This window comes from Streptacidiphilus sp. MAP12-16 (genome assembly GCF_041262165.1).
In the GTDB taxonomy this organism is placed as follows: Bacteria; Actinomycetota; Actinomycetes; order Streptomycetales; family Streptomycetaceae; genus Streptacidiphilus.
The window spans coordinates 25,332-41,059 of sequence record NZ_JBGCBY010000004.1 but is presented as its reverse complement, the minus strand read 5'-3'; the positions used below and the strand labels follow the sequence as shown (position 1 = coordinate 41,059).

The 15,728-nt window shown below is 70.9% G+C and carries 14 protein-coding genes and 1 riboswitch; of the genes, 4 read left to right on the top strand and 10 right to left on the bottom strand.

The window, feature by feature from the left end; translation table 11 throughout:
• Positions 1-65: 65 nt before the first annotated feature.
• From ABIA33_RS05910 to ABIA33_RS05900, 3 genes are all read left to right on the top strand, one after another.
• Complete coding sequence (locus ABIA33_RS05910) at positions 66-1,022, top strand: tetratricopeptide repeat protein (protein WP_370078372.1); 957 nt, start codon at positions 66-68, stop codon at positions 1,020-1,022.
• Positions 1,023-1,203: 181 nt separating this feature from the next.
• Positions 1,204-1,776 (top strand): peptide deformylase, encoded by a 573-nt coding sequence (gene def / locus ABIA33_RS05905; protein WP_370078370.1) that lies wholly within the window; start codon positions 1,204-1,206, stop codon positions 1,774-1,776.
• A 68-nt stretch (positions 1,777-1,844) separates the two neighbouring features.
• Entirely contained in the window at positions 1,845-2,468 is a 624-nt protein-coding gene (locus ABIA33_RS05900; RefSeq protein WP_370077852.1) for a vitamin K epoxide reductase family protein, read from the top strand.
• A gap of 37 nt (positions 2,469-2,505) precedes the next feature.
• Here the strand turns inward: ABIA33_RS05900 and ABIA33_RS05895 are convergent, their stop codons facing one another.
• The 3 genes from ABIA33_RS05895 to ABIA33_RS05885 form a co-directional block, all read right to left on the bottom strand.
• The gene (locus ABIA33_RS05895; RefSeq protein ID WP_370077850.1) at positions 2,506-3,528 is read right to left on the bottom strand and encodes a ribonucleotide-diphosphate reductase subunit beta; all 1,023 of its coding nucleotides are present in this window, start codon (positions 3,526-3,528) and stop codon (positions 2,506-2,508) included.
• Entirely contained in the window at positions 3,528-5,951 is a 2,424-nt protein-coding gene (locus tag ABIA33_RS05890; protein ID WP_370077848.1) for a ribonucleoside-diphosphate reductase subunit alpha, read from the bottom strand. The genes ABIA33_RS05895 and ABIA33_RS05890 overlap by 1 nt, the downstream gene beginning before the upstream one ends.
• A 135-nt stretch (positions 5,952-6,086) precedes the next feature.
• Positions 6,087-6,229, bottom strand: a riboswitch (cobalamin riboswitch).
• A gap of 27 nt (positions 6,230-6,256) precedes the next feature.
• Positions 6,257-6,781 (bottom strand): GNAT family N-acetyltransferase, encoded by a 525-nt coding sequence (locus tag ABIA33_RS05885; protein WP_370077846.1) that lies wholly within the window; start codon positions 6,779-6,781, stop codon positions 6,257-6,259.
• 166 nt (positions 6,782-6,947) lie between these two features.
• On the opposite strand from ABIA33_RS05885, the gene ABIA33_RS05880 reads away from it, so the two are divergent.
• Complete coding sequence (locus ABIA33_RS05880; protein WP_370077844.1) at positions 6,948-7,751, top strand: hypothetical protein; 804 nt, start codon at positions 6,948-6,950, stop codon at positions 7,749-7,751.
• Positions 7,752-8,008: 257 nt separating this feature from the next.
• Here the strand turns inward: ABIA33_RS05880 and ABIA33_RS05875 are convergent, their stop codons facing one another.
• The 7 genes from ABIA33_RS05875 to ABIA33_RS05845 all read right to left on the bottom strand — a co-directional run bounded on the left by ABIA33_RS05875 (position 8,009) and on the right by ABIA33_RS05845 (position 15,654).
• Positions 8,009-8,776, bottom strand: coding sequence for a histidine phosphatase family protein (locus tag ABIA33_RS05875; protein ID WP_370077842.1), 768 nt, complete (start codon positions 8,774-8,776; stop codon positions 8,009-8,011).
• Positions 8,777-8,932: 156 nt separating this feature from the next.
• Entirely contained in the window at positions 8,933-10,591 is a 1,659-nt protein-coding gene (gene mctP, locus ABIA33_RS05870; protein ID WP_370077840.1) for a monocarboxylate uptake permease MctP, read from the bottom strand.
• Positions 10,588-10,878 (bottom strand): DUF3311 domain-containing protein, encoded by a 291-nt coding sequence (locus ABIA33_RS05865; RefSeq protein WP_370077838.1) that lies wholly within the window; start codon positions 10,876-10,878, stop codon positions 10,588-10,590. The genes mctP and ABIA33_RS05865 overlap by 4 nt, the downstream gene beginning before the upstream one ends.
• A 278-nt stretch (positions 10,879-11,156) precedes the next feature.
• Positions 11,157-11,918: a GntR family transcriptional regulator gene (locus ABIA33_RS05860; protein ID WP_370077836.1), complete on the bottom strand. Its 762-nt coding sequence runs from the start codon at positions 11,916-11,918 to the stop codon at positions 11,157-11,159.
• A gap of 216 nt (positions 11,919-12,134) precedes the next feature.
• Positions 12,135-13,712, bottom strand: a complete 1,578-nt coding sequence (locus ABIA33_RS05855; RefSeq protein WP_370077834.1) for a glycoside hydrolase family 3 protein — start codon at positions 13,710-13,712, stop codon at positions 12,135-12,137.
• A 53-nt stretch (positions 13,713-13,765) separates the two neighbouring features.
• A complete protein-coding gene (locus ABIA33_RS05850) occupies positions 13,766-14,671 on the bottom strand; it encodes a carbohydrate ABC transporter permease (RefSeq protein WP_370077831.1) in 906 nt (301 codons plus the stop codon).
• Complete coding sequence (locus ABIA33_RS05845) at positions 14,671-15,654, bottom strand: carbohydrate ABC transporter permease (protein ID WP_370077829.1); 984 nt, start codon at positions 15,652-15,654, stop codon at positions 14,671-14,673. Before ABIA33_RS05845 ends, ABIA33_RS05850 begins: the two co-directional genes overlap by 1 nt.
• Between the last annotated feature and the right edge of the window lie 74 nt (positions 15,655-15,728).

Sequence of the window (15,728 nt, the reverse complement as noted above, 5' to 3'; positions counted from 1 at the left end):
CCGCACACAGCACCGGAGGAACCAGCCCGGACCGCCGGGTGGAATCGGACGAGTGGCAGGCCGAGGTGAAGATCTTCAATCGGGCACGGCAGAGGCCGTCCGCCAGCTGGCGGCAGACGACCGACCGGGCCTTCACGCTCATCGGGAACGGGCGGTTCGACGACGCCGGCGCGTTGCTGGTTCGGGCCGCCGATCTGGAGCCCTGGCTGTCCGACTCGTGGTTCAACCTCGCGCTGCTGCACAAGTTCCGTCGGGACTGGGAGCAGGCGCGCGCGGCCGGACTGCGTGCCGTCGCGCTGCTCGACCGCAACCCGGGCGCGCCCGACTGGTGGAACCTGGGCATCGCCGCGACCGCGCTGCAGGACTGGGCCCTGGCCCGGCGCTCCTGGCAGGCGTACGGGCTGCGGCTGGCACCCGGCGCGGGCCCGGTCAGCCTGGACTTCGGCACGACGCCGGTCCGGCTCTCCCCGGAGGGCGAGTCCGAGGTCGTCTGGGGTCGCAGACTGGACCCGGCGCGGGTGGAGGTGCTGTCGATCCCGCTGCCGTCCTCGGGCCGCCGCTGGGGCGAGGTGGTGCTGCACGACGGCAGCCCGCACGGCGAGCGGGTCGCGGACGGTGTGCCGTACCCGGTGTTCGACGAGATCGAGCTGTGGGCCCCGTCGCCGGTGCCGACCTTCGTGGTGCTGCTGCAGGCGGACACGGAGGGCGACCGGGACGCGCTGGAGCGGCTGGTCTCCGAGGCCGGATACGCGGCCGAGGACTGGACCTCGTCGGTACGGCTGCTGTGCCGTGACTGCTCGGAGAGCCGGATGCCCGCCGACGACGGCCACAGTGAGCACCACGACCCCCACGACGACGGTCAGCTCGGCCACCTGAGCCACCGCAGCGCGGGCGCGCTGTGGATCCCCGAACGGGAGTGCGGCCTGGCCGCACCGGCCGACCTGGTGCGGCTGCTGCTGGACCGCTGGGTCGTCGGGAATCCCGCCGAGCGGGCCTACCGGGACCTGGAAGAGGTCTGCTGAGTCTCTGCGGCCCGGCCCTCTGCGCCCCGGCCCCGCAGCCGACCACCACCTCGATCCAAGCGCTGCGCGCCACACCCCTTGGGCCCCGTACCCTGGTGGCTTACCCCGGTACGGACTGAAGGCGAGTGGCAGCGGCATGTCGGAACAGCAGGTCGAGGAGCAGGTCGCGGAGCGGGCTCCGATGCGCGTGGTCGGCGAGGAGCCGGACACGTCCAGGGGCTCCTTCCGTCCGATCACGGTCGTCGGCAACCCGGTGCTGCAGCACCCGTGCGTGGCGGTCACCGAGTTCGGCGAGGAACTGTCGGCGCTGGTCGACGACATGTTCGTGACCATGTACGCGGCCGAGGGCGTGGGCCTGGCCGCGAACCAGATCGGTGTGGACCAGCGGGTCTTCGTCTACGACTGCCCGGACGACGACGGCGTGCGCCACATCGGCGTCGTGGTGAACCCGGTACTGGACGAGCTCGACCCGGCCCAGCGCGTCCTGGACGAGTCCGCCGAGGGCTGTCTCTCCGTCCCCGGCGCGTACGCGGACCTCGCCCGCCCCGACTTCGCGGTCGTCCGCGGGCAGGACCGGCACGGCAAGGACGTCGTGGTCGAGGGCAGCGGGTTCTTCGCCCGCTGCCTGCAGCACGAGACCGACCACCTCAACGGCTACCTCTACATCGACCGGCTGTCCAAGCGGGACCGCAAGGACGCGCTGCGGCAGATGGCCGAGCTGACCCCGCGCTACGAGGTCGTCCCCAACGACTGAGACCGGTCGGTCTGAGCCGCTGCCCGCCTCACCTGCAGGCGGCACGGAGGTGGGTGATCCTGGAAGGCATGGACGCTGCCGACCAGGATCTCGACCACGGGGGTACCGGCGCAGGCCGGGCGATGACCTGGTTCCTGGTGATCACGTCGGCACTGGGCTTCGCGGCCTCGTTCACGCTCACCTATGAGCGCTTCAAGCTGTTCACCACTCCGGGCTACACCCCGAGCTGCAGCATCAACCCGATCATCAGCTGCGGCAATGTGATGACCCGGTGGCAGGCGGCCGTCTTCGGCTTCCCCAACCCGCTGATCGGCATCGCCGGTTTCGCCGTGGTGCTGACCCTGGCGGCGGGGCTGCTCGCCGGCGCGCGCTACCGCCGCTGGTTCTGGCTCGGCCTCCAGACGGGGGTGACGCTCGGGCTGGTCCTGATCTGCTGGCTGATCACCCAGTCGCTCTACGGCATCGGGGCGCTCTGCCCCTACTGCATGGTCGTCTGGGTGATCATCTTCCCGATGTTCTGGTACGTCACCCTGCACAACCTCCGGCGCCGGGTGATCCCCTTCCCCGAGCGCGGGCGCGACGGTCTGGACACCGTCGTCGCCCTGCACTGGTTCGGTCCCCTCCTCTGGTACCTGGTGGTCGGCGGCATGGTCCTGATCCGCTTCTGGGACTACTGGCGGACCCTGCTCTAGGGTCGTCGCTCCAGTGGTGGTCGCTCCAGTCGTCGCTCTAGAAGTCGTCGTCGAAGGACACGGAGCCCTCGACCGCGACCTGGTAGGCGGAGACCCGGCGTTCGAAGAAGTTGGTGAGCTCCTGGACGCCCTGGAGCTCCATGAAGCCGAACGGGTTCTCCGAGCCGTAGCGGACCGGGAGTCCCAGCCGGGCGAGGCGCTGGTCGGCGACGCACTGCAGGTACTCGCGCATGGACTCGGTGTTCATGCCCGGCAGCCCCTCGCCGCAGAGGTCGCGGGCGAACTGGAGCTCGGCCTCGACGGCCTCCTCCAGCATCGCGGTGACCTGCGCGCCGAGTTCGTCGTCCCAGAGGTCGGGCTCCTCGGCCCGGACGGTGTCGACGACCTGGAACGCGAAGTCCATGTGCATGGACTCGTCGCGGAACACCCAGTTGGTGCCGGTGGCGAGTCCGTGCAGCAGGCCGCGCGAGCGGAACCAGTAGACGTAGGCGAAGGCGCCGTAGAAGAACAGGCCCTCGATGCAGGCCGCGAAGCAGATCAGGTTGAGCAGGAAGCGGCGCCGGTCGGCCTTGGTCTGCAGCGAGTCCAGCTTTTCTACCTGGTCCATCCAGCGGAAGCAGAACTGGGCCTTCTCGCGGATGGAGGGGATGCTCTCCACGGCGGCGAAGGCCGCGTTGCGGTCCTCCGGGTCGGGGAGGTACGTATCCAGCAGGGTCAGATAGAACTGGACGTGCACCGCCTCCTCGAACAGCTGGCGGGAGAGGTAGAGCCGCGCCTCCGGTGAGTTGATGTGCTTGTAGAGGGTGAGCACCAGGTTGTTGGACACGATGGAGTCGCCGGTCGCGAAGAAGGCGACCAGGCGGCCCAGCAGGTGGCGCTCCTCCGCGCTGAGCTTGGCGAGATCGGCCACGTCCGAGTGCAGGTCCACCTCCTCCACGGTCCAGGTGTTCTTGATGGCGTTGCGGTAGTGCTCGTAGAAGTCCGGGTAGCGCATCGGACGGAGGGTCAGTTCGAAGCCCGGGTCGAGCAGGTTCTTCTCAGCGGCCGGAGTGTCGGACATTACTGGCAGGCCTCGCAGGACTCGGGGTTCTCGAGGGAGCAGGCGATGATCGCCTCTTCCTCGACGACGGGGACGACGGGGACGACAGGGGCGGCCGGGGCGGCGGCCGCCGCGCGGGCGATCCGGGTGGCCGGGCGGGAGCGCAGGTAGTAGGTGGTCTTCAGACCGACCTTCCAGGCGTACGCGTACATCGAGCTGAGCTTGCCGATGGTGGGCGAGGCCAGGAACAGGTTCAGCGACTGGCTCTGGTCGAGGTACGGCATCCGGGCCGCCGCCAGGTCGATCAGCGCGCGCTGGGGCAGTTCCCAGGCGGTGCGGTAGAGGGAGGCCAGGTCGGCGGGCAGGCCGGGGATGTCGAGTGCCGAGCCGTTGGACTCGCGCAGCGACTCCCGGGTCGCCGCGTTCCACAGGCCGCGGGCCTTGAGGTCCGCCACCAGGTACGGGTTGACCTGCAGGAACTCACCGCTGAGCGTCTCCCGCTTGAAGAGGTTGGACACCTGCGGCTCGATGCACTCGTAGACGCCGGCGATGGACGCGATGGTGGCCGTGGGCGCGATGGCGAGCAGCAGCGAGTTGCGCAGACCCGTCACCGCGACGCGCTCGCGCAGCGCCGTCCAGCGGTCGGCCCACTCCGTCCGCACCTCGAAGTGGTCGATGTGCAGTTGGCCGCGGGCGGCGCGGGTCTCCTCGTACGCGACATGCCGGCCGAGGCGCTCGGCCAGGTCGCAGCTGGTCTCGTAGGCGACGAGCATGATCCGCTCGGCGATCCGCGTGGACAGGCGCTCGGCCTCGGCGGAGTCGAACTCCAGGCGGAGCTTGAAGAAGACGTCCTGCAGGCCCATCACGCCCAGACCGACCGGCCGCCAGCGGGAGTTGGAGGCGGCGGCCTCGGGCGTCGGGTAGAAGTTGATGTCCACCACCCGGTCGAGGAAGGTCACGGCGGTGCGGACGGTGCTGTCGAGCCGGGTCCAGTCCATCTCGCCGGACGGCAGCAGATGCGCCCCGAGGTTGATCGAGCCGAGGTTGCAGACGGCGGTCTCGCCGTCGTCGGTGACCTCGAGGATCTCGGTGCAGAGATTCGAGGAGTGCACCGTGCGACCGGGCAGCGCGGTCTGGTTGGCGGCGCGGTTGGAGGCGTCCTTGAACGTCATCCAGCCGTTGCCGGTCTGCGCGAGGGTGCGCATCATCCGCGCGTACAGCGCCCGCGCCGGCAGGCTGCGGACCGCGAGACCGGCCGCTTCGGCCTTTGCGTAGGCGGCGTCGAACTCGGCGCCCCAGAGGTCCACCAGCTCCGGCACGTCGCCGGGGGAGAACAGCGACCACTCGGTGTCGGCGTCGACGCGGCGCATGAACTCGTCGGGGATCCAGTGCGCCAGGTTGAGGTTGTGGGTGCGGCGAGCCTCCTCGCCGGTGCTGTCGCGCAGTTCGAGGAACTCCTCGATGTCCGCGTGCCAGGTCTCCAGGTAGACGCAGGCCGCGCCCTTGCGGCGGCCGCCCTGGTTGACCGCCGCCACGGAGGAGTCCAGCGTGCGCAGGAACGGGACGATTCCGTTGGACTGGCCGTTGGTGCCCCGGATCAGGCTGCCGCGCGAGCGGATCCGGCTGTAGGAGAGGCCGATGCCGCCGGCGTGCTTGCTGAGCCGGGCGATCTGGGCGTAGCGGGAGTAGATCGAGTCCAGCTCGTCGAGGGGGGAGTCGAGCAGGTAGCAGGAGGACATCTGCGGGTGGCGGGTACCCGAGTTGAACAGCGTCGGCGAGGAGGGCAGGTACTCCAGGCGGCTCATCAGCCGGTACAGCTCCGCGACCTCGGCGACCGGCCCAGTGTCTCCGCCCTCCCGTCGCCCGCCGCCACCCTTGTCCGAGGTGCTTCGCGCCACACCTCCCGATTGCAGCCCGCAGGCGACGCGCAGCAGGAAGTGCTGCGGGGTCTCGATGACCTGACGGGTGATCGGGTGGCGCAGCAGGTAGCGGGAGTAGACCGTGCGCAGCCCGAAGTACTCGAAGCGGTCGTCGGCGGTCGGGTCGACCACCGCGTCCAGCGCTTCGGCGTGGGCGGCGACGAAGTCCGCCGTCGGGTGGCCGATCAGGCCCTCGCGATGGCCCACGGCGATGGAGGCGGCGAAGCAGGTCGCGCCCTGGCCGCCGGCCTCCTCGCGGATCTCCTCGGCGAGCAGCCGGGCGGCGAGCCGGGAGTACTGCGGGTCCTCGGCGATGAGGGAGGCCGCGCCCTCGATGGCGAGGCTGCGGAGCTCGGCGTAGCCGGCGCCGGTGCTGCGTCCGCGCAGGGCTGCGGCGGCGACCCGGCCGGGATCCACCTCGGGAAGGTCGGCGGAGCGCTCGGTGAGGGAGCGCAGCAGGGCGGTGCCGGGGGCGTCGGGGCTTGCGGCTTGCTGCTGCGGCAGGGTGGCTGATGCTCTGTTCACTGCGGTGCGCTCCTCGTCGGCGGCCGGTCGGCGGTGGGCCGCAGCGGCAGGTCGAGGAGCGCGTCGGTGCGCGCGAGGGCAGCACGGGGCGCGTCCCCGGCCCACCCGCGAGGCCCGGACGTACGACGTCCCGGGTCAGCGGGACGCACCGTCGGCAGGTACTCGGACTCGCGGGCAGGCACAGGGGCACAGCCGCTCACCGCTGCGGGGCAGTCCCGGAATCGCACCGGGTTCCCCTGCGTCGACAGCGAGAGTGAGCATACATGTAGGGGTGCATCAGAAATGCACCCCTACATGTAGTGTCTTCAGTGAGCGGAGTCACTCCCCGCCTCGACCTGCAGTTCGATCGCGTAGGTCAGCAGATCGATGCCCGGCACGGGTGACCAGTCGCGTTCGGGCGTGCGGACGAAGCCCAGCCGCTCGTAGATCCGGTGCGCGTGCACCATGGACTCCTGAGTGGACATCACCACGCGGGTGAGCCCAAGTTCCCGGGCCCGGTCCAGGCAGGCCCGCACCAGCGCCTCGCCCGCGCCGCGGCCCCGGGCCTCGGGCCTGACGGCGAGCATCCGGAACTCGCCCTCCTGGCCCCGGGCCAGGTCCGCGTAGGGCGAGCCGGGTGGGGCGAAGGTCACTGAGCCCAGCAGCGCGCCCGTCTCCGGATCGGCCGCGACCAGCAGTTCCGCGTGCCGCGCCCGGTCGCGCCCGTCGCGCAGCCGGGGCTCGTAGTCGCCGCCGCGAGGCGTGTGGCCGTCGGCGATGAAGGACTCGGCGGTGAGGTGGCCTGCGTCGTCGAGCTCGGAGTCGAGGGCGGGGCGGATGATGAGGTCCATGGGGAAAGTCTGCCTGAGCAGGCAGGAGATGTGCGGGGGAGGGGCGTCACCGGGATGGCGGCAGGGCGGCCGCTGCCACCGGGCATGACCCCTGGTGCTGTGTCAGATTCGGAGGGTGTTCGCGGTGGCGTCGGGCCTTCGCGCGTCAGCGGGAGCGAGGGTCACCATGAGGCTGCGTCGGACGGTGCGGCACGGGTTCGGCCGCGGGATAGGTCTCGGGATAGGTCTCGGCGCGGCCGGGTTGGTCGCCGGGCCGGCGCTGCTGCTGGGGACGGCCGGGACCGCGTCGGCGGCCTCCGCGGCGACGCCCGTGTCAGCGGGGACAGCGGGGACGGCGGGGACGGCGGTCTGCGGTGTGGACTTCGACGCACTGAGCCAGACGCCGCTGACGCTGAGGTTCAAGGGGCTGCACGGCGTCTACCGGGCCGGGGGCCAGTGGTCCCGGTTCCGGCTCACGGTGCGGACCCGTGCCGGGCAGAGCTGTGCGGGAGTCCGTCCGGTCGTCGTCTTCGGCGCGAGGAACCGGACCCTGCGCCGCGGTGACGTCCGGCTCCAGTGGCGGCAGGGATCCGGCTGGCACAGGGTGTCGATGGTCGCGGCTCAGGGCTCGCTGGTGGGCCAGGTCGGGCCGGGGCAGGGGCTGACCCTGCCGGCGCGGAGCAGGACCGCCCTGCCGTTGCGGATGCGCCTGGCGCCGGGCGCGCCGCCGGGGCAGTGGCTGACCATGGCGGTGGGCTTCGAGCCGGTCACGCTGGCCGGCCAGACCGTGCCGCTGCCGGTCGGGATCTCCGACCCGCACTACTTCCGCGTGGTGCGGGCCACGGAGCGACGGCACGACGCCCCCCAGCTCGCGGAGACCGGCGGTTCCGGGCTGGTCCCGCTGGCCGCGGGCGGGTCGGCGCTGGCCCTGGGCGGCGGCGTGGCGCTGGTCGCCTGCGCGCGCCGCCGCCCCCCGATGCACGAGAAGTAACGGCCGGGGGAGCGACAGGGCTCGGGCGCCCGCCGCCCGGCACCTGCGCTTGCCGCGTTGCCGCTCTGACATCAGCGGCCGGCGCGGCGGGGCCCCAGTAGCTCCGCTACAAGGGCGCCCCGGGCGCCCTGCCATCGAAGCCACGCGGCGGAGCCGCACATTGTCGCTACCCGACGGAGCCGCACATTGTCACTGCGACGGCGTGCGCTGACCCGAGCCCTATCGCCCCCAGGCTGTAGGACCGGTCGGTCCAGCGCTCACCGCAGATGCGCCGTGGTGTTGTAGCAGTCGAGTTTGAGCTGGCCGGACGAGGTACGGGACCAGCGGGTGATCGAGGCGTTGGCGACCGCGCCCTCGCGGTCGACGGCGATCAGTGACGCCTCGTCCAGCTCGTCGATGATGTGGCGGAGCATCAGCACCACCGCGTCGTGCCCGACCAGCAGCACCCGGCGCGACGCCTCGGTCTCGTACAGGTCGCGGAGCAGGCTGCGCAGCCGCAGCGCCACGTCCGCCAGCGACTCTCCCCCCGGGGGTCGCCAGCGCAGCTCGCCGAGCAGGCGGCGGCGGGCGGCCTCGGCCGGGTGGTGCAGCTCGATCGCGGCCTTGGTGACCATCTCCAGGATGCCCAGCTCGCGGTCGCGGAGCCGCTCGTCGATTCGGACGTCGGGCAGCGGCAGCCCGGCGCGGTCGATCTCGGCGAGGACCAGCTCCGCCGTCTCCTGGGTCCGCAGGTACGGGGACACGTACAGGCTGTGCGGCAGCGGGCCGTCGGCGCGGGAGGCCAGCCAGCGTCCCAGGGCGGTCGCCTGGGTCCGGCCCAGGGTCGTCAGCGACAGGTCCGCGTCGCGGCAAGTGATGCCGGTGTCCAGCGCGCCGACGGCCTCGGCGGCGGCGAAGGCCGCGTTGGCGGTGCTCTGGCCGTGGCGGGTCACGGTCAGCGAGAGCGGGCGTGGGAGGGCCGGGACGGCGGGCGGTTCGAGCGCGGCTTCGGGTTGGCTGCGGTGGTGGTGGTCGGTGAGCTCCACGGATTCCCCCTGCGGGTCGACCGAGCCCGGGCGCGGGGATGCGAACGGGCCGCCGGTCCCAGTGTGCGGGAGCGGCGGCCCGGGCGGGGGGCGCAAAAGGGGTGCGTAGGGGGCTTGCGTGGCTCGGGGGGCGGAGTTTCGGGGGGAGTGGGGTCGTCAGGGCAGTGCGGCGACCTCGGGGGTGCGCGGGGCCGCGAGTGGCGTGTCCTCGAGCAGGTAGTCGGCCGGGGTGGTCTCGTCCGGCGTGTCCGGGGTCTTCGCCAGGCGGAGCACCAGGGTGAGGACGACCGCGACGGCCAGGTTCAACACGAAGGCGGTCACCCCGATGTAGCCGATCTGGCCGATGACCGGGATGTTCGCCGCGCTGCCGCCGAAGTGCGAGTGCGGCTTGCCTGCGGCGGTCACCCCGTAGGCCATGTACGTGCCGTACGCCATGCCGGCCGCCCAGCCCGCGAGCAGCGCCCAGCGGTGGAACCACCTGCTACTGTGCTTGCCCCAACCGAACAGACCCCCCACGATGGCGGGGAAGGTCTGCAGGATCCAGATCCCGCCCAGCAGTTGGAGGTTGATCGAGAACTGCTTGTCGATGCCGAGGACGAAGCCGAGCGCGCCGAGCTTCACCACCAGCGACACGATCTTGGCGACCCTGGTCTCCTGCGCCGGGGTCGCGGCGGGCCTGACGAACTCCCGGTACACGTTGCGGGTGAACAGGTTCGCCGCCGCGATGGACATGATGGCGGCGGGGACCAGCGCCCCGATGCCGATGGCCGCGAAGGCCACCCCCGCGAACCAGGAGGGGAACATCTGCTGGAACAGCTGGGGCACGGCGAGCTGCGCGTTGTAGCCCTTCACGCCCTTGCCGATGCCCGCGGACAGCGCCATGAAGCCGAGCAGCGACAGCAGTCCCAGCATCAGCGAGTAGGCGGGCATGATCGCCAGGTTGCGGCGCACCGTGTTCCGGTCCTTGGACGCCAGCACACCCGTCGCCGAGTGCGGGTACATGAACAGCGCCATCGCCGACCCCAGCGCCAGGGTCGCGTAGGCCCACTGCGCCTTCGGCCCGGAGACCAGTGAGCCGCGCGCCTTGCCGGTCGCCGGGTTCTTCTGCGCCAGCGCGGTCGCCGCGTCGTGGAAGATGTGGCCGTAGCCGCCCAGCCGGATCGGGATGTAGATGACCGCGACGATGACGACGATGTAGACCAGCGTGTCCTTGACGAAGGCGATCAACGCGGGGGCGCGCAGCCCCGACGAGTAGGTGTACGCGGCCAGCACGGCGAAGGCGATCAGCAGCGGCAGGTCCTTGGCGAAGCCGCTGGAGCCGCCGACGCCCATGGTGTCCAGCACCGCCTGGATGCCGACGAGTTGCAGCGCGATGTACGGCATGGTGGCGAGGATGCCGGTCAGCGCCACGGCCAGGGCCAGGTAGCGCGACCCGTAGCGGCCCCGGGCGAAGTCGGCCAGCGTCACATAGCCCTTGCTGCGTGCCACCGACCACAGCCGGGGCAGGAACAGGAACACCAGTGGCCAGGCGATGATCGTGTACGGCACGGCGTAGAAGCCGGCCGCGCCGACGCCGTACACCAGCGCGGGGACGGCGATGAAGGTGTACGCGGTGTAGAGGTCGCCGCCGAGCAGGAACCAGCTGACGACCGTGCCGAAGCCGCGTCCGCCCAGGCCCCACTCGTCCAGGTGCAGGGCGTCGTCGGCGCGGCGCCACCGGGCGGCGAAGAAGCCGATCACGGTGACGGCGAGGAAGAAGACGACGAAGACCGTCAGCGAGACGGCGTCGGTGTGCGTGCCTGCTGCCTGGATCATCGCGCGTCTCCCGTCAGCTCGGCGGACTGTGCCTTGCGCGCGGCTTCCTCGCGCCGGATCAGCAGGTAGCTGATTCCGGTGAGGACGGCGGAGAGGACCACCCACATCAGCTGGTACCAGTAGAAGAAGGGGATGCCGATGAATGCCGGGGTCAGGGCGGCGTAGGAGTTGACCCAGAGCAGGGCAACGAACGGGGCCGCCAGCAGGATCGCGCAGACGATCCTGGTGGGGGTGATCACGGGCAGAGGGGTCGACGAGGGTCCTGGGGGCGGCGCTGACTCGGCCATGGATGCGGCTCCGAAGGCTGGCCGACGGCGCGCGCGGGACGGCCCTCCCCGGGGACGCCACCGGCGAAGGACAGGTGACTCCCGGAATCTAGGCCAATGACGGGCTCACGTCACGGGTGGATACAGGAAATCTCGGCATCCGGGAGCGGGCGCGGGGCGTGCGCAGGGACGCATCGCATCCAAACGGACGTGCCCCGACCGCGGGCAGCGGGCGGGGCACGAACGGGCCGGCGAGCGGGGCAGTGCCCTCTCGGCGCACAGCCGCGGCCGACGCGGAGTCAGTCCGGTCGCCGCAGTCGCGCGGTGAACTTGTACCGGTCGCCCCGGTAGACCGAGCGCACCCACTCGACCGGTTCGCCGTCCGCGTCGAAGGAGTGGCGGGAGAGCAGCAGCATGGGCAGGCCGACGTCCGTGCCCAGCTGTCCGGCCTCGGCCGGGGTGGCCAGCGAGGTCTCGATGGTCTCCTCGGCCTCGGCGACGTGGACGCCGTACACCTCGTTGAGGGCCGAGTAGAGGGAGTTGTACTTCACCAGGTTGCGCCGCAGTGCCGGGAAGCGCTTCGCGGAGAGGTGCGCCGCCTCGATCGCCATCGGATCGCCGTTGGCCAGCCGGAGCCGCTCCACCCGGAGCACCCGGCCGCCGGGACGGATGTCGAGCAGCCCGGCGAGCCGGTCGTCGGCGGTGACGTAGCCGACCTCCAGCAGCCGCGAGGTGGGCTCCAGGCCCTGGGCCCGCATATCCTCGGTGTACGAGGTGAGTTGGAGCGCCTGGGAGACCTTGGGTTTGGCGACGAAGGTGCCCTTGCCCTGGATCCGCTCCAGCCGGCCCTCGACGACGAGTTCCTGCAGCGCCTGGCGCACGGTGGTGCGCGAGGTCTCGAACTCCAGCGCGAGGGTGCGCTCGGGCGGCACCGGCGTGCCGGGCGCCTGGGTTTGCGTGATCTGCAGCAGGTGCCGCTTGAGCCGGTAGTACTTGGGCACGCGTGCGGTGACGGCGCCCTCAACGGACGGCTCCACGCCTGGACCCCCTTCGGTCGTCATCGCCGCTCCTACTCCCTGTTCCGTGGCCCTCACCGGCATCTCCGTACTCCTGCGGCACTCATGGTGGCACGCCGGGTCTGTCCCGGGTGAGCCCTCGGCGAGGTGTCGATCCGGCGACGGCGGCTGCGACAGCCGCCGAGCGCCACCGGCCACCACTACCGGACCCACCTGGTGTCTCTCTTCATGATCCCTGCAGAGGGCTGCTTCCGACGATTCTCAGGCGACCCGGACCGCACCCGCGGCCGCTCCCGCGAGGGCCTCGGCGGCGGCGATGCCGCAGACGCGGGCACCGCCGTAGGTCGTCAGTACCGTCACTCCGCGTCCGGCGAAGGTCTCCTCCACGCCGTAGGCGGTGCCGATCTCGACCACCACCGCGTCGGGACGGGCGGCCGTGAGTTCCAGTGCCGCACGCTTCATCCAGGCGAAACGGTGCAGGTCACGGACGACGATCACGAGCGGGCGGCCCACCGCGGCGCCCAGCAGCGGTGTGGTGTCGACATGGCCGCCGCCGTCGTCCACGGCGGTGCTGAGCAGACCCATGCTCTGGGTCTGGCGACTGGGCGCGCCGACGCGAGTGAGGGTGGTGCCGGGGACGAGCTCGGCCAGCGGCCCGGACAGGCCCCAGGCGGTCTCGTCGCCGACCGCGAAGTTGGCGGCCGGGGAGAATTCCACCACATGGGGGATGCCGCGCAGCGGGCGCAGCTCGCCCTGGACCCGCAGCGCCCGGCGGGCGGCGGTGAGGCCGATGCCCGGCTCGACCGTCGCCGCGGCCTGGGCCCGGATCTCCGCGGACCAGCGGGCCACGGACCGGTTGCGCTCGGCGGCCTCGTGCAGCCTGTGCTCGGTGATCCGCCCCTCGCGCACGGCCCAGAGCAGGGCGTCGCGCAGGTAGAGGAAGGTGGCTTCGTCCTCGAGGCCACCGCCGACGCAGATCGTGTCCGCGCCCACCGCGATGGCCTTGACCGTGCCCTCGGCGATGCCGTGGGTGCCCGAGATGGCGCCCATCTCGATGCCGTCGGTGACGATCAGGCCGTCGTAACCGAGGTCCTTGCGCAGCAGGTCGCTGAGAATGGCCCGGGACATGGTGGCGGGCATGTCGGGGTCGTAGGCGGGAAAGAGGATGTGCGCGGTCATGATCGACTTGGCGCCCGCGGCGACGGCGGCCCGGAACGGCGCGAGATGCGCCCCGAACACGTCCAGCGGCAGATCGATCCGGGGCAGGCCCAGATGGGAGTCCGCGGCGGTGTCGCCGTGGCCGGGGAAGTGCTTGGCGCAGGCCGCGACGCCCGCCGACTGGAGCCCCCGGACGTACGCGGCGGTGTGCCGGGCCGCCAGCTCGCCGTCGCCGCCGAAGGAGCGGACGCCGATGACCGGGTTGTCCGGGTTGGAGTTGACGTCCGCGTCCGGCGCGTAGTTGAGGTTGATCCCCGCTGCGGCCAGGTCGATGCCGATGGACCGGGCGACGTCCTCGGTGAGCGCCGTGTCGTCGACCGCGCCCAGGGCGAGGTTGCCGGGGTACGAGGAGCCGGTCATCACTTCGAGCCGGGTGACGTCGCCGCCCTCCTCGTCGGTGGCGATCAGCAGGTCCGGGTTGAGCGCGTACATCGCCGAGGTGAGCGCGGCGACCTGGTCGCGGCTCGCGATGTTGCGTCCGTACAGGGCGACGCCGCCGAGCTCGCCCGAGTCCAGGCGACGACGCACCCAGTCCGGGGGAGTGAGGCCGGTGAAGCCCGGCTGGAGCACCGCTCCGGCGTCTGCGAGGAGTTGGACGGTGTCCTGGCCGGGATTCGTCATGGTTCCTTCCTTGCGTGTCTCAGGTGCGTACAGGAGCGTGGGCTGACGGCGGGTCAGCCCTTGACCGCGCCGGCGGTCAGGCCGGAGGCCACGCGCTTCTGGAAGATGACGAAGAGGATGATCACGGGCAGCGAGACCAGCAGCGCGCCGGCCATCTGCGAGCCGTAGTCGGCGCCGTGGGTGGGAGAGGCGGCGTACGAGGTCAGCCACACCATCGAGGTCTGCTTGTTGTTGCTGGACAGCATGGTGTTGGCGATGATGAATTCGTTCCACGCCTGGATCCAGCAGTACACGCCGGTGGTGATCAGACCCGGCACGGTCAGCGGCAGCACGACCCGGAAGAACGCGCCCCAGCGGGTGCAGCCGTCCACCATCGCCGCCTCGTCCAGCTCCATCGGGATGTTGACGATGAAGGAGCGCAGCGTCCACACCACGTAGGGGATGGTGAACACCAGGTAGGCCAGGATCACGCCGAAGAGCTGGTTGTACAGTCCGGCGGCGTTGAGGATCAGGTACATCGGGATGACCAGCGCCAGCAGCGGCACCATCTGCACGACCAGCATGGAGACGATGAAGAAGTTGCGCCCGCGGAAGCGGAAGCGGGCGACGCCGATGGCGGCCAGGAGGCCGACCACCAGGCCGGCGGCCACCGCGCCCAGCGTGATCAGGGCGGTGTTCCCCAGGTCCGGCAGGAAGTTGGGGTCGGCGAAGATCGTGGTGTAGCTGGCGAAGTCGAAGTGCGATGGCCAGAAGGTCGGGTCCTGCGAGAGCAGGTCCTTGTTGGACTTGATCGTGGTCAGGATCATCCAGTAGATCGGGAAGCCCATGACGACGGCGAAGCCGATCGCCACGGTGTTCCAGACCCGGGTCATCCAGGGGTTCTGGTGCGCGGGGCGGTCCGCGGAGGACTTCCTCCGGGGGAGCCGGACCGGGTTCGCCTTGGGGACGTCGACAGCCATCAGTCCTGCTCTCCGATCTTGACGACCTGGCGGATGTAGAAGACCAGCACCGCGAGCATCAGGACGATCATCGCGATGGAGATCACCGCGCTCTGGCTGTAGTGGGAGCTGCCGATGCCCCGCACGTAGAGGTAGATGCCGATGGTCTGGTAGCCCGGTTCAGGGGAGTTCTGCCGCAGCGACCAGATCTGGGCGAAGACCTGGAAGTCCCAGATGAAGCTGAGCGAGGTCGCCAGGATCAGGAACGGGCGGATCACCGGCAGCACCACATGCCGGAAGCTCTGCCAGGGGCCGGCGCCGTCGATCTTGGAGGCTTCGACCAGTTCCTTCGGCACCTGGGTCATCGCCGCGTTGAAGCCGATGACCAGGAAGGGCAGCGCGCCCCAGACGATCGCCGCGGCGACCACCAGGTAGAGGCCCTGGGTGGGGTTGGCGAACCAGTCGTGGTTCAGCATCCCCTTGCCGCCGAGGAGGTAGCAGATGTAGTCCACGACGCCGCCGGTGCCGGCGAACAGCCAGCGGAAGACCGTGCCGGTGACGATCGCGGGGATGGCCCAGACGAACATCAGCACCGTCACGACGGTGACCTTGGCCCAGTTGGAGACCCGGTTGAGCAGTACCGCGAAGCCGAGGCCCAGGACCACGGAGAGGACCACGACCTCGACCGTCAGCAGGATGCTGCGCCGGACGACCTGCCAGAACACCGGGTCCGAGAGGACCTTGGTGAAGCCGTCCAGACCGATGTACTTGTCCAGCGCGGGCGCGGACAGGTGCAGGTAGTCGTTGACGTTCTGGAAGGCCAGCTGGAACAGCCGCACCAGTGGATAGCCGAGCACGCCCAGCATCACCGCGGCCGCGGGGATGATCAGCACAAATGGGATGTAGTTGCCGGATATCCCGCCGAAACGGCGCCTGGACGGGTTCGGGGGCGTCCCCTGCCGACCTGCGCTCGCCTTGGGGCGGTCGGAATCGATCACACTCATCAGGGTCCTTCCCCGAAGCCTGCGGAACTGGTGGAGAGTCTGGCCACCTGAGGACACCACATGAGGACACATGG